Source organism: Pseudomonas sp. GYB4201, assembly GCF_056312595.1.
In genome coordinates, this window is record NZ_JBWGIG010000003.1 from 41,075 (window position 1) to 53,203 (window position 12,129).

The following is a 12,129-nucleotide window of genomic DNA, read 5'->3' on the forward strand; positions in this document are numbered from 1 at the left end:
GCTTTATGGACTTCAATGACAGTATCGACGAGGCTCAATTCCGGCAGCAGGCGCGCCAGTGGCTCCAGGATCACGCCCCCAGCGTGATCGGCCATGACAGCCAGCAGGATGTGCAGGCCTTTACGACCGCAGCGCGCCGGTGGCAGCGGCTGAAAGCCAGCGCCGGTTATGCCGCTATTCGCTGGACGCGGGAAGAAGGCGGGCTGGATGGCACGCCCATGCAGGAAGTGATTTTCCACGAGGAAGAGTCGCGCCATGCAGTGCCGGTGGGCCCCTTGGTCACCATCGGCACTCAGTTGGCCATCCCTACCCTTCGCACCCACGGTACCCCAGAACAGGTGGAGCGCTTTACCCAGCCAACGCTCAATGGCGATCTGCTGTGGTGTCAACTGTTTTCCGAGCCCAGTGCCGGCTCCGACCTTGCCAACCTGCGCACTCGCGCGGTGCGCGACGGCGACGATTGGGTGATCAATGGCCAGAAAGTCTGGACCTCCTGGGCCCATGTCGCCGACTGGGGCATCCTGCTAGCGCGCACCGATTCCGAAGCCACCAAGCACAAGGGCCTGACGTTTTTCCTGGTGGACATGCGCAGCCCGGGTATCGAAGTTCGCCCCATCGAGCAGGTCTCCGGCGAGTCCGAGTTCAACGAGGTGTTCTTTACCGACCTGCGCATCCCTGATCGCTACCGCGTCGGCGAGGTTGGCGACGGCTGGAAGTGCGCCATGACCACCCTGATGAACGAGCGGGTCAACGTCGGTGGCGAAAGCCAGGCGCTGCCCAATGTGGTCGAACTGATCGAGCAGATCAACCGCAGTGGCTCGACCAACAGCCAGGATCGCTTCCGCATTGCCCACCTGCTGACCCAGGAGCTGGGCCTGCGCAATTTCCGGTTCCGCTTGCTGACCTCACTGTCCAAAGGCGAAACACCTGGTCCCATCGCAGCCATGAGTAAACTGGTGTACGCCAATGGCCTGCAGGCGCTGTCGGCCCTGGCCCTTGACAACTTGGGGCTTGATGGCTTCGTCCAGATTGACCAGGCAGCCGGCGCAGCGCGGTTCAGCCACGGTTACGAATGGGCGGCGGCGTTGCGCATCGCCGGTGGCACCGACGAGATCCTGCGCAACCAGATTGCCGAGCGGGTTTTGGGGATGCCGGGCGAGATTCGCGTGGACAAGAACATACCCTTCTCCCAATGTCGCTGAACGCAGGGAGGTCCTTGAGCATGAGTGATTCCATAAGGCTGGAACGCCAGCAGCATTGCCTGTCAATCACCCTCGAACGTGCCGACAAGCACAACGCGCTGACCAATGCCATGTACGACAGCCTGGCGGCTGCACTGCGCCAGGCAGCGGATGACGATGACATTAATGCGCTGGTCATCAGCGGTGGGCCGAAGGTATTTACCAGCGGTAACGATCTGGTGGACTTTCTCAAGCAGCCCCCCACCCATCTCGACGCGCCGGCCTTTCGATTCATGGCGGCGGTGGTTGACCTGGATAAACCGTTGATTGCGGCGGTGTGTGGCGCCGCCATTGGCATAGGCACCACCCTGCTTCCCCACTGCGACCTGGTGATGGCGACCCGTGACAGCCGGTTCGCCACGCCGTTCGTAAAACTGGGCTTATGTCAGGAATTCGCCGCCAGCCTGCTGCTGCCCCAGCGCATTGGCCATGGTCAGGCAGTGCGGATGCTGCTGGGGGGTGAAAGCCTGGACGGTGAACAGGCCCATACGCTGGGCCTGTGCAGCCACCTGTACGGTAGCGCTGAAGAGTGCCTGGCCTCGGCCCTGGACTACGCCCAGCGCCTGGCCGATGCCCCGGCCAAGGCGCTACAGGTGAGCAAGCGGCTGATGCGCCAGGCGCAGCGCGAACAGGTGTTGGCGATCATTCGCGAGGAAAATCTGCAGTTCATCGAACGGCTCAACACCCCGGAGTGCAGGCAGGCGCTGGAACGTTTCGTGCAAAAGCGCAGCTCAAGCCAATAGCCGCTGCCGCAGGCTTCGCGGGCCCTGTGCCGCGCTGGACATCTCAGGGCAGCGCAGCCTGCCGGCAGCGGCTACGCTTGCCTAGGGTCAGTCTTGAATCAATTGGGAGATGGTCATCTCTTCATAACCGGTGAGCCAGGTTTTGTAGGCGGCCTGCATGTGCTTGCGCCAGTGAATCTCGGCAGCGTCCTCGTCACCCGCCTCGATCAGCTTGACCAGTTTTTCCTGGGAGCGCAGCCCCACAGAGGCGTTGGCGATGATGTCTTCAGTGGCCTGATTGCGTCGGTACAGCGACACCACGAGCGCCTGATGGCGCTCGACGACCATATGGATCACGGCCCACAGATGCATCAATGGACGGTTGCCGGACAACTCCACCAGCAGGCGGTGGAACTCGGCGATGGCTTCGGCGAACGCCGATGGATCACCCAACGCCTCGCGCTGACGAGCGATGGCCCCGCGCAGAATCTGGGGGGCCTCCTTTCTGGCCTGTTTGACGACCAGCCGCACGGCCGATGGTTCGAAAGCCATGCGCGCCTGGTATACCTCGGCAACCTTGGTTCCCTCACTTTGCAGGACCATCAGTGCATAGCTGGAAATCAGATCCGGATCAGGACCGTGGACCACGGCACCGCCACGCGCACCACGGGCGACGCTCACCAATCGCTCCGCCTCCAGGATCCGATATGCCTCGCGGATGGTAGGGCGCGAAACGCCGAACTCCTCCATCAACTTGGCTTCGGCCGGCAACAGATCACCCGCCTTGAGCTCCCCCGTCACGATCATTTTCTTCAACCGCGAGGCGACGATCTGGGGCGCCTTGGGGATTTGCAGCGGTTGCCGCTTGGTACGGGACAAACCGAAAGCTGAGGATTTTCCGACGGGCGTGTTCATTGTTCCTTTCATTCCTGATGGCCGCATGGCTTCCCGATCATTCTAACGGTTACGGCCTTGAAAGAAAGTAAAGGATCAATAATCTGTATCCTATGCAGCATAAAGCCGTTAGGAGGGCTGTAGTTCCACGACCGTTTTGCCGATTCTGTCGCGGTCCAGCGACGTGCTGAGCGCTTGGGCAAAGTCCTCCAGCGGGTAGCGCCGCCCCACCAGAGGGTTCAACTCTCCCGCAGCGATGAGGTCAGCAAGCAACTGGCGTGATTGGGCGGCGTGGCGGGGTTCGAACAGGCCATACTGACGCACGTCCACCCCCATCAGCGTGGCGCCCTTGAGCAGAGTCAGGTTGACCGGCAGCGCGGGGATACTGCCTGCGGCAAATCCCAGCACAAGGTAGCGACCACCCCAAGCCAACCGCCTGAAGTTTTTTTCCAGGCCGGGCCCGCCGATGGGGTCGACAATTACCTGCAAGCCTTCGCCGTCTGTCAGCACCTTCAACTGGTCAACCCAATCGGCCTGGGTGTAATCCACACTCTGCCAAGCCCCTGCAGCCAGCGCCGCCTCACGCTTGGCGGGGGTCGAAGCGGCCGCAATCACCCTGCCTCCCAGCCAATTGGCCACCTGGATCATGGCCTGGCCGAGGCCGCCCGCCGCCCCCAGCACCAACACGGATTCGCCGGCCTGCAACTTGGCCCTGTCACGCAAGGCGTGCAGCGCCGTGGTGTAATCCACCCAACACACCGCAGCGCGACTGAAATCCAGAGCATCTGGCAACCGTGTCAGTGCCGTTGCCGGTACCACTGCGTAATCGGCAAACCCGCCCCCCAGGCCAAGTGCAGCCACCCGATCGCCAGGGTTGAACGCGGTCACTTGGGCACCAACCTCGTCGATGATTCCGGCAAACTCGCATCCGGGCACGAACGGGACAGGCGGCTTGACCTGGTACCCGCCACTGCACAGCAATCCATCGACGAACCCCACCCCGGCGCTGTGCACCCTCACCCTTATTTCGCCGGCCTGCGGCTGCGGAACCGGCAGATTCTGCAGCTGATAGGCCGACAGTTCCAGACGCTGCCCTTGGACTGCCCTCATCCAAATCTCGCTCATGCCCATGCCTCCAGTGTGCGTTGACTGCTGATTTTCAGGGCCTGGCAGTACTCCTGCTCCATGCGAGTGACGAGCGCTTCCACGTCAGGCACATCATGGATGTTGCCCACCCCTTGCCCGGCGCCCCAGATATCGCGCCACACTCGATATTCACCGTGTCCACCGGTACCCACCCCCAGCGTCTGTGCCGACGGCAGGCGCGCCGGATCAAGGCCGGCGCGCTCGACACTGGCGGCCAGATAATTGGCGGGCAGGCCGCTGAACAGATTGCTATTGACGATGCCTTCTGCCTTGGCCTGCACCAGCATCCGCTGGTAGACCGGGTCTACCTGGCACTCGCGGGTGGCCAGGAAGCGCGTACCCATGTAACCCAGGTCAGCCCCCAGCAGTTGCGCGGCCAGCAGGTCCACCCCGCGGCTCATGGCGCCAGCCAGCAGCACCGTGCCCTGAAAGAATTGACGAACCTCACTGATGAACGCAAAGGGGTTAAGTTGCCCGCCATGCCCCCCGGCACCGGCGCACACCAGCACCAGCCCGTCGACACCCGCCGCCACGGCCTTTTCGGCATGGCGCACCGTGACCACGTCATGAAACACCAAGCCGCCGTACCCGTGAACCGCTTGCACCACGTCACCAGGCGCGCCCACGCTGGTGATGATCACTGGCACGCGGTGCCTGACCATCAAGTCCAGGTCCGCGTCCAGGCGAGTATTGGCTGGAGCCAAGATCTGGTTGATGGCAAACGGGGCACTGCGGTATCCGGCCAGGGCCTGAATCATCCCCGACAACGCATCGTCCAGTTCAGCCGTGGAGCGTAGATTAAGCGCCGGCATGGAGCCCAAGACCCCTGCCCGGCACTGGGCGATGACCAGGCTGGGCGATGACGCCAGGAACATGGGCGCTGCCACCAACGGCAAACGCAGGCGGCCTTTCAGTGAATCGGGCAGAGGCATGAGCAAACCCTTTTGTTATGGTATGAGCGCATGGATAAGTTGCACAGAGGCGTTTAATCATGTGTACTATTAAGCTATTAATGGTAGAACACAACAAAAAAGGAAGTCACCATGAGCATGCACCGCCAGACATTGGAGGGATATCGAGGCCTGACCTTGTGTGCTGATTGCGGTGGCCCCGCCCGCGGGCTGCCGGTCATATTGCTCCATGGCGGCGGCCAGACCCGTCACTCCTGGAGCCGTGCTGCCACGCAACTGGCGGCTGCCGGCTACCGCACCCTGGCCCTCGACCTGCGCGGCCACGGTGAAAGTGACTGGCCGGCCGATCAGGACTATTCCACCGACGCCTTCGTGGCTGACCTCAAGGCGGTCATCGCCACCCTGCCACGCCCACCCGTGCTGGTGGGCGCCTCGTTGGGTGGCGCCTGCTCGCTGCTGGCGTTAGGCGAAAGCGCCACGCCCCTTGCCAGCGCCCTCGTACTGGTTGACGTGGTGCCGCGCATGTCCCCTGCTGGCGTCAAACATATCCGCGACTTCATGGTGGGCAGCCCCAATGGATTCGCCACGCTGCAAGAGGCGGCCGACGCAGTGTCACGCTACCTGCCCAACCGACCTCGCCCCCCCACCCACGAGGGGCTGCTCAAAAATCTGCGGTTGAAGGAAAACGGCCGCTACTACTGGCACTGGGACCCCGCCTTTCAGGCCAACGGCGCCCGTGAACGCCTGGCGGACCTGCATTCGCGCATGGAAACCGCCGCCAGCAAGGTCAAGGTGCCGACGCTGTTGATACGGGGCCGGCAAAGCGATGTGGTCAGCGAACACGGTGCTCAATCATTACTGGCGCTGATGCCCCATGCCGAATACGTCGACGTGGACGGTGCCGGGCACATGGTTGCCGGTGATCGCAATGACGTGTTCAACCAAGCCATCGCTGACTTTCTCGCCCGCCAGCCGCGATGAGTGCGCATTCGCTTTGACCAGTCGGACATCACAACAACAATTCCGATGATCATTTATCCATGACGTCCACGGGCGTCGCCGAGGGAGAGAAGGCATGACCTGGGAACACAGCGACAAGACCGCCATTGTCGGCGTCGGCGCGACACCCTACTACGTGCGCGGACAGTCCTGGCCCCGCACCATCAATGAGATGATTGGTGAAGCCATACTGGGGGCGTGCGCGGACGCCGGCCTGTCGGTGCGTGACATCGACGGTTTTGCTTACTATGGAGGAGCCAAGGCAGGCTACATCGACACCATGGACACGGCCAGTATCATGGAGATGCTCGGTATTCCAGAGGTGACGTTCACCGCCACCCTGACTGGCGGTGGAGGCGGATCAGCCGGCGCCATCGGCCTGGCCTCAGCCGCCATCATCGCCGGCGACGCCAAGTACGTGGTCACGGTCATGTCCCTGCAGCAGCGGGCCCAGCGCCTGGGCACGGTGTTCGGCGCCCTCAAGCCAGACCCGGAGAACTCGTTCCTGCAGCCTTCCGGCCTGGTCGGTCCCGGTCACCTGATGTCGGTGCTGGCCCGTCGACACATGCATCTTTATGGCACTCGTCGCGAGGCCTTCGCCGAGGTGGCAATCAACAGCCGACTCAACGCGTTGAATCGCCCCAAGGCCATCCGCCGCACGCCACTGACCCTTGAGGAGTATTTTGCCTCGCCGATGCTCGCCGACCCGCTGTGCCGCTTGGACTTCTGTCTGGAAACCGACGGCGCAGTGGCTGTAATCACCACGTCCACCGAGCGGGCGCGGGACCTGCGGCAGAAACCGGTGCTGGTTACCGCCGCCACCCACGGTGGCCGTGCCGAATGGGGACGGGCATTCGCCTGGATGGGCATGAGCGACGAATATTTTGCCTCCTCAGGGCACAAGGATGTTGCCCGGCGCCTGTACGAACGCGCCGGGGTCACGCCCGCCGATATCGACGTGGCGCTGCTTTACGACCATTTCACCCCCATGGTGGTCATGCAATTGGAGGATTACGGTTTCTGTGCCAAAGGTGAAGGCGGCCCATTCGTGGAAAGTGGCGCCATTCGCATGAACGGCAGCCTGCCGGTCAATCCCCATGGCGGGCAACTATCGGAGGCCTACATCATCGGCATGACCCATATCCTGGAGGGGGTCGAGCAATTGCGCGGCACTGCCATCAACCAGGTGCCCGACGCCGAGTTGGCGCTGGTCACCGGTGGCCCAGCCTCCATTCCCGTTTCCGGCCTGATCCTTCGGAGGTCCGCATGAGCCCCATCCTGTCCCGCGCCCTGCCCGGCGAGCACGTTCACATCACCACCGACCCATGGACCGAGCCGTTCTGGCTGGCGGCCCGTGAAGGCCGGCTGGTGTCGGCCCAATGTGGCCAATGCCGCACTTTCCGCATGCCACCCACCCCGTACTGCCCCCATTGCCAAAGCCAGGACACCCGCTGGCCCACCTTGGAGGGCACCGGTACCGTCTACAGTTATGCGGTGTGCAACCGCTCTCCGTTTCCCGGCGTGGACGATTTCATCTATATCCCGGTGGTGGTTGAACTGGACGGTGCCCCGGGCATCCGCCTGGTGTCGAATTTGGTGGGCATCGACCCCGCCGACGTCCGCATTGGCATGGCAGTGACGGTGGACTGGAACCCCATTACCGAAGACTGGCGCCAGCCCGTATTCAAAGCCCTTTGACCCGCAGGTGGCGTCGCCTCGGCGCCACACCGCCCGACGATCAACCTGGAACACGATCATGGACTACCGCACCGTATTGTTCGATGTCACCCCTGATGGCGTGGCGACCATCACGCTCAACCGGCCCGAGGCGATGAACTCCTTCACCCTGGCCATGCTGCGCGAATTCGACCACCTGTGGGCGCGCATTCGCGAAGACGACGAGATCCGTGCCGTGGTGCTACGCGGCTCGGCTGGCCGGGCCTTTTCCACGGGAGCGGACGTGAAGGCACACGCCACGGAAAACGTACTGGGCACCGATAACCTGTGGAACGCCCGCGATCCGGGCGAGAGCCTGGGCGCACGCGCCAACAAGGTCTGGAAGCCGGTGGTCACCGCGGTACATGGGCTGTGCTGCGCCGGTGCGTTCTATTGGTTGAATGAAAGCGACGTAATCATCTGCTCCGAGGACGCGCAGTTCTTCGACCCCCATGTGTCTTACGGCCTGGTGTGCGCGGTGGAGCCGATCGGCATGTCGTACCGGCTGCCGCTGGGCGAAGTGCTGCGCATGTCATTACTGGGCAACGACGAGCGCATCAGCGCCCAGACGGCGCTGCGCATCGGCCTGGTAACCGAAGTGACAGCCAACGAAACGCTGTGGGCTCGAGCCCATGAACTGGCAGCACGCATCGCGGCCAAACCACCGGCGGCAGTCCAGGGCACGGTGCGGGCCATCTGGGAATCCCTGGACGTGCCCCGCTCGGTTGCGCTAGCCCAGTCGTTGAAATACCCCCTGCTGGGCAACCCCGTGGCCCAGGCGCAAATGGACGTGGATTCCGTACGCAAACAGGCACGCACGTTCGATGTCCGCTGACGGAGCGTGTGTGACGCGGCTTACGCCGCTATTACAGGCGCATGTCCCTGCAGCAACTGTCTTGTGGAGATACACACTATAGGAGCAAGGCTTGCTAACGATGCAGGCGACGCGGTTTTTCTGGATTACGGCGTCGATACCATCCCGAGCAAGCTTTGCCCCCACAGGACGGCGTAGCAGATGCCGAAGGCTGCGTCGTGCGCTGCTGCAGGTCGGCTGCCTTGATGCTAGGCTCCTGCCTTAAGCTTGTTTAGCTGGGCAAATCCCAAAAACACTACCCCTATCGCCAAATGCTCGGCCAACGGAAAGGCCGGCGCCTGGTTGTTCGAGTACGCCCAGATATCCAAACCTGCGAGCAACAAATTCCAGACGCCCGCTACTGTGAATCCCCACCTGATGGTCTTGTTCATTGCGTCCTTCCCTGATGTGTCAACAGCAGGGAAGAGTAATTTCAAATAGCCATCACCCATAGTAAATTTTTTCTCAGCTTTAGCAGGCGTAGTCAGCACCCGCTTGCGCCTTACCGATAATCAGGGTTGCTTTGCGCCAGCGATTGCGCCGTCACCCGCCGCAAATGCTCCAGGACAGCGCTTGCCTGGGGACTGTCCGGGTCGCCCAGGCCACTGCGCAATGCCTGCGCCAATAGCCGGTTGGCGTGAGCCAGCCGCCACTCGTCGGTACCCAGCAGACGGTTCAATGACGCCATCTCATCACGCTCAGGTTGCTCGCCAGCGCGCAACTGGCGGGCAGCGATATTCATCGCATTGCAGATCATCAACGCTTCATGCTTGCAACTGGCCGGCATTTGCGCCAACAGCCGCGTGCGTAACAGACGCTGGGCCGTTTCCAGCAGATCGGCGCCATCAGGACGTGTACGCATCAGTCTTGCTCCGTCATGTCGAGAATTTCCCATTCCAGTTGCGCGGTCATGTGACCGGTCAGCGCCAGCAGCAGCGAATCCTGTTCGCCCGACACATGCCGCTCAGCCTGTTGGATGGCAATCACTGCCCAATGCACATGGGCCATTATTTCCCAATAACGCACCTGGTCCCGCGCGATGGCTCGACCACTCTGCGCCTCGTACCCACGATAGAAATCGTCACGGTCACCGATACCCCCTGCCTCCTGTTCCGGCAGGGAAAACCGCCAGCAGCGGGCACAGAACCAACCAATGTCTTCCAGCGGGTCACTCCAGCCGGCGAATTCCCAATCGATGATCGCCGTCAGACCCTGCTCGTCCACCATATAATTGCCGGTACGAAAATCACGATGGCACAGCACTTTCGATCGATCCGCCGGCGCGTGCCGCTCGAGCCAGCGTAGCCCCCACTCCAGCACCGGGTAAGGCGTGTGATGGCGGTCCAGGAAACCGCGCAACTCTGCGATCAGATGCATAGCAGGAGGCGCATCGTAGGCCGGCAGAAATGCCAGATCCTGGCGTGGCGGGGTGATCGAATGGATTCGCGCCATCTCGCGGCCCAACTGCTCGGCCAACGCCACGCGGTTACCCCCCCACGCAGAGCCGGGCTTGACGATCAGGTGCGGGCTGGCAGTGCCCGCCACCCGACGCATGAGGAAAAACGGCCGCCCCAGCACCGAGCGTTCTTCACACAGCCACAGCGGTTGCGGCACGCTGACGCCCGCTTCAAAGGCCGCCGTCAGCAGGGCGAACTCCTGCGCTCGACCATGGCTGACCGCCACGCCGGACGGCGCGTCAGTCCGCAGCACCAGACTTTGCGGGCCTTCGTGAGGGCCATCCTTGAACACCGCGTCGATGCGCCAGTTTTCCTGAATCGCGCCGCCGGACAGCAATTCGGCAAGGGTGACTTGGACGCGACTGCTCCCCCCCCGTTGGGCCAAGTAGCGTTCCAGTTGTTGGCAAGCAAGTGCATCCATGAAGCATTCTCCTAAAGTGCGCTGACCAGGTGCCCGCCATCGACCGCCAGGGCCGCGCCGGTGATGTGGCGACCGCCCTCGCCCGCCAGCAGCAGCAGCGGAGCATCCAGATCCGACAGCACGCCGAACCGGCGGCTGGGAATGCGCAAGCGCAGGCGCTCGCCCGCCTCGCTGGAGAGAAACTCGTGGTTGAGTTCAGTGGCCACGTAGCCGGGCAGCAAAGCGTTGACCCGGATGCCATGGCGCGCCAGCTCCAGGGCCAGTGCCTTGGTGGCCTGAATGACCCCCGCCTTGGAGATGGCATATGGGGCGACGGCACCAGATACCCTTTCTCCGAGAATAGAGGCGGTATTGATGATCACCCCGGTCTTGCTGGCGGCAACCATGCGCCGGGCGGCCTCGGTGGCGACCAGCCAGCCCCCCTTGAGGTTGGTGTCCATTACCGCCTCCCAGTCGCTCTCGGTTTGCTCCAACGCCGGCTTGGTGACAGTGACACCGGCATTGTTGACGACAATGTCGGGCACCCCATGCAAGCGGCAGACTTCAGTAAACGCCTCCGTCACGGACCCTGCTGCCGTGACGTCCAGGCGCACGGTCGAAACCTGGCCACTGATGGACTCGGCCAGCTCAGTCAACACGTCGGTACGTCGTGCCGCCATCACCACGTGCGCCCCAGCATCTGCCAACACACGACAGAAATGTAGGCCAAGGCCACTGCTGGCCCCGGTCACGAATGCCACCTTGCCCTGCAGACCAAAAAGGTCATTCAACCCCGCCATGCACGCTCTCCAATGTTCGCTGCCTTGGCCACACAGGCCAAAGGCTTGGAAAAATCATATCAATGAGTTATATGTTTAATCAATCAGCCATTGTTCCTTGACTCAGGACACACCTCGCATGACGACGCCTCGACCTTCTGATTTCGCTGCGCTTTTTCACCTGGACGAGGACGACTCACGATTTGTCAGCCGTTGCGGCGAAGCCAACCTGACCGGTAACGCTTTTGGCGGGCAACTGATGGCGCAAGCGGCAGTGGCCGCAGCCCATGGACTTGACCCGCGACGCCGTCTGCGCTCGTTGCACGCAGGCTTCTTCAAGCCCGTCCCGCTATCACCGCCACCCGTCTATGACAAGGCAGTCCTGCTCCATGGCAGAACCTTTAGCAACCTAGAGGTGCGGGTCGGAACACCGGGGCAACTGGCCTTTAGCGCTCAACTGTGTTTCCAGGCACCCGAAGTGGGCCCGCATCACCAAGCAAGCGCCCCCCAGGTCCCGCTGCCGACAACCTTGCTGAACCTGGCCGAGTTAGCCGACCGCTTCCACTCACGCCTGAGCGAGGGCAACCGACGCCTGCTGACGGCCAGCCATTTGCATGAGCTGCGCCCAGTGGATGCGGAAGCCTTCCTGTTTTGCGGCGATCGACAACCGTCCATGCGCTACTGGATGCGCAGCAGCCAGGCCATGGACGATAAGCCGCTCAGTCACGAAGCTGCGTTGGTCTACATGTCCGACGCGTGGGTCAACAGCCCCATGCTAATGCCCCACGTAGCAACGCGGATGGGCCGCGATTTCTTCGCCCCTACTCTGACCCACGATTTGTGGCTGCACCGTTCATTCAGGGCCGACGAATGGCTGTTGTTCGACCTCACCAGCCCGTCGCTGGCCGGCGCGGCCGGGCTGGTGCTGGCAGCCATTTACGACGGCCGCGGTCAACTGGTGGCCAACGCAGCCCAGCACGCACTGTTTCGCCGACTGGGCTGAGCCGGAGC

The 12,129-nt window shown here is 62.6% G+C and carries 14 protein-coding genes; 7 read left to right on the forward strand and 7 right to left on the reverse strand.

The window, feature by feature from the left end; translation table 11 throughout:
* Positions 1-5 precede the first annotated feature (5 nt).
* Together AC0Z2B_RS03625 and AC0Z2B_RS03630 are read left to right on the forward strand one after the other, a co-directional pair.
* Positions 6-1,202, forward strand: a complete 1,197-nt coding sequence (locus AC0Z2B_RS03625; RefSeq protein ID WP_476295180.1) for an acyl-CoA dehydrogenase family protein — start codon at positions 6-8, stop codon at positions 1,200-1,202.
* 20 nt (positions 1,203-1,222) lie between these two features.
* Complete coding sequence (locus tag AC0Z2B_RS03630) at positions 1,223-1,984, forward strand: enoyl-CoA hydratase-related protein (protein WP_476295181.1); 762 nt, start codon at positions 1,223-1,225, stop codon at positions 1,982-1,984.
* Between the two features lie 87 nt (positions 1,985-2,071).
* On the opposite strand, the gene AC0Z2B_RS03635 is transcribed toward AC0Z2B_RS03630, so the two are convergent.
* The 3 genes from AC0Z2B_RS03635 to AC0Z2B_RS03645 all read right to left on the reverse strand — a co-directional run bounded on the left by AC0Z2B_RS03635 (position 2,072) and on the right by AC0Z2B_RS03645 (position 4,935).
* Positions 2,072-2,878 (reverse strand): FadR/GntR family transcriptional regulator, encoded by an 807-nt coding sequence (locus AC0Z2B_RS03635; RefSeq protein WP_476295182.1) that lies wholly within the window; start codon positions 2,876-2,878, stop codon positions 2,072-2,074.
* 108 nt (positions 2,879-2,986) lie between these two features.
* Positions 2,987-3,982 (reverse strand): NADPH:quinone oxidoreductase family protein, encoded by a 996-nt coding sequence (locus tag AC0Z2B_RS03640; RefSeq protein WP_476295183.1) that lies wholly within the window; start codon positions 3,980-3,982, stop codon positions 2,987-2,989.
* A complete protein-coding gene (locus AC0Z2B_RS03645) occupies positions 3,979-4,935 on the reverse strand; it encodes an NAD(P)H-dependent flavin oxidoreductase (protein ID WP_476295184.1) in 957 nt (318 codons plus the stop codon). Before AC0Z2B_RS03645 ends, AC0Z2B_RS03640 begins: the two co-directional genes overlap by 4 nt.
* 111 nt (positions 4,936-5,046) lie before the next feature.
* On the opposite strand from AC0Z2B_RS03645, the gene AC0Z2B_RS03650 reads away from it, so the two are divergent.
* From AC0Z2B_RS03650 to AC0Z2B_RS03665, 4 genes are all read left to right on the forward strand, one after another.
* Positions 5,047-5,895, forward strand: coding sequence for an alpha/beta fold hydrolase (locus AC0Z2B_RS03650; protein ID WP_476295185.1), 849 nt, complete (start codon positions 5,047-5,049; stop codon positions 5,893-5,895).
* Between the two features lie 94 nt (positions 5,896-5,989).
* On the forward strand, positions 5,990-7,183 hold the full coding sequence (locus AC0Z2B_RS03655) for a thiolase C-terminal domain-containing protein (protein WP_475505525.1): 1,194 nt from the start codon (positions 5,990-5,992) through the stop codon (positions 7,181-7,183).
* The gene (locus AC0Z2B_RS03660) at positions 7,180-7,611 is read left to right on the forward strand and encodes a Zn-ribbon domain-containing OB-fold protein (RefSeq protein WP_475505526.1); all 432 of its coding nucleotides are present in this window, start codon (positions 7,180-7,182) and stop codon (positions 7,609-7,611) included. The genes AC0Z2B_RS03655 and AC0Z2B_RS03660 overlap by 4 nt, the downstream gene beginning before the upstream one ends.
* 58 nt (positions 7,612-7,669) lie before the next feature.
* Positions 7,670-8,464, forward strand: coding sequence for an enoyl-CoA hydratase/isomerase family protein (locus AC0Z2B_RS03665; protein WP_475505527.1), 795 nt, complete (start codon positions 7,670-7,672; stop codon positions 8,462-8,464).
* A 227-nt stretch (positions 8,465-8,691) separates the two neighbouring features.
* Here AC0Z2B_RS03665 and AC0Z2B_RS03670 read toward each other — a convergent pair whose 3' ends face one another.
* From AC0Z2B_RS03670 to AC0Z2B_RS03685, 4 genes are all read right to left on the reverse strand, one after another.
* Positions 8,692-8,874 carry a hypothetical protein gene (locus AC0Z2B_RS03670; protein WP_476295188.1) on the reverse strand — a complete coding sequence of 61 codons (183 nt, stop codon included), beginning with the start codon at positions 8,872-8,874 and terminating at the stop codon, positions 8,692-8,694.
* Between the two features lie 110 nt (positions 8,875-8,984).
* Positions 8,985-9,344 (reverse strand): DUF6285 domain-containing protein, encoded by a 360-nt coding sequence (locus AC0Z2B_RS03675; protein ID WP_476295190.1) that lies wholly within the window; start codon positions 9,342-9,344, stop codon positions 8,985-8,987.
* Positions 9,344-10,360, reverse strand: a complete 1,017-nt coding sequence (locus AC0Z2B_RS03680; RefSeq protein ID WP_476295192.1) for a phosphotransferase family protein — start codon at positions 10,358-10,360, stop codon at positions 9,344-9,346. The genes AC0Z2B_RS03675 and AC0Z2B_RS03680 overlap by 1 nt, the downstream gene beginning before the upstream one ends.
* Before the next feature lie 11 nt (positions 10,361-10,371).
* The gene (locus AC0Z2B_RS03685) at positions 10,372-11,139 is read right to left on the reverse strand and encodes an SDR family NAD(P)-dependent oxidoreductase (RefSeq protein ID WP_476295193.1); all 768 of its coding nucleotides are present in this window, start codon (positions 11,137-11,139) and stop codon (positions 10,372-10,374) included.
* Positions 11,140-11,257: 118 nt separating this feature from the next.
* On the opposite strand from AC0Z2B_RS03685, the gene AC0Z2B_RS03690 reads away from it, so the two are divergent.
* The gene (locus AC0Z2B_RS03690; protein WP_476295195.1) at positions 11,258-12,121 is read left to right on the forward strand and encodes an acyl-CoA thioesterase; all 864 of its coding nucleotides are present in this window, start codon (positions 11,258-11,260) and stop codon (positions 12,119-12,121) included.
* Positions 12,122-12,129: the final 8 nt, after the last annotated feature.

Excerpts from the sequence above, each read along its gene's own strand:
- AC0Z2B_RS03675 (WP_476295190.1), bottom strand. The coding sequence starts at position 9,344 with ATGCGTACACGTCCTGATGGCGCCGATCTGCTGGAAACGGCCCAGCGT.
- AC0Z2B_RS03670 (WP_476295188.1), bottom strand. The coding sequence starts at position 8,874 with ATGAACAAGACCATCAGGTGGGGATTCACAGTAGCGGGCGTCTGGAAT.
- AC0Z2B_RS03665 (WP_475505527.1), top strand. The coding sequence starts at position 7,670 with ATGGACTACCGCACCGTATTGTTCGATGTCACCCCTGATGGCGTGGCG.
- AC0Z2B_RS03660 (WP_475505526.1), top strand. The coding sequence starts at position 7,180 with ATGAGCCCCATCCTGTCCCGCGCCCTGCCCGGCGAGCACGTTCACATC.
- AC0Z2B_RS03640 (WP_476295183.1), bottom strand. The coding sequence starts at position 3,982 with ATGAGCGAGATTTGGATGAGGGCAGTCCAAGGGCAGCGTCTGGAACTG.
- AC0Z2B_RS03625 (WP_476295180.1), top strand. The coding sequence starts at position 6 with ATGGACTTCAATGACAGTATCGACGAGGCTCAATTCCGGCAGCAGGCG.
- AC0Z2B_RS03630 (WP_476295181.1), top strand. The coding sequence starts at position 1,223 with ATGAGTGATTCCATAAGGCTGGAACGCCAGCAGCATTGCCTGTCAATC.
- AC0Z2B_RS03685 (WP_476295193.1), bottom strand. The coding sequence starts at position 11,139 with ATGGCGGGGTTGAATGACCTTTTTGGTCTGCAGGGCAAGGTGGCATTC.
- AC0Z2B_RS03645 (WP_476295184.1), bottom strand. The coding sequence starts at position 4,935 with ATGCCTCTGCCCGATTCACTGAAAGGCCGCCTGCGTTTGCCGTTGGTG.
- AC0Z2B_RS03655 (WP_475505525.1), top strand. The coding sequence starts at position 5,990 with ATGACCTGGGAACACAGCGACAAGACCGCCATTGTCGGCGTCGGCGCG.
- AC0Z2B_RS03680 (WP_476295192.1), bottom strand. The coding sequence starts at position 10,360 with ATGGATGCACTTGCTTGCCAACAACTGGAACGCTACTTGGCCCAACGG.
- AC0Z2B_RS03650 (WP_476295185.1), top strand. The coding sequence starts at position 5,047 with ATGAGCATGCACCGCCAGACATTGGAGGGATATCGAGGCCTGACCTTG.
- AC0Z2B_RS03635 (WP_476295182.1), bottom strand. The coding sequence starts at position 2,878 with ATGAACACGCCCGTCGGAAAATCCTCAGCTTTCGGTTTGTCCCGTACC.
- AC0Z2B_RS03690 (WP_476295195.1), top strand. The coding sequence starts at position 11,258 with ATGACGACGCCTCGACCTTCTGATTTCGCTGCGCTTTTTCACCTGGAC.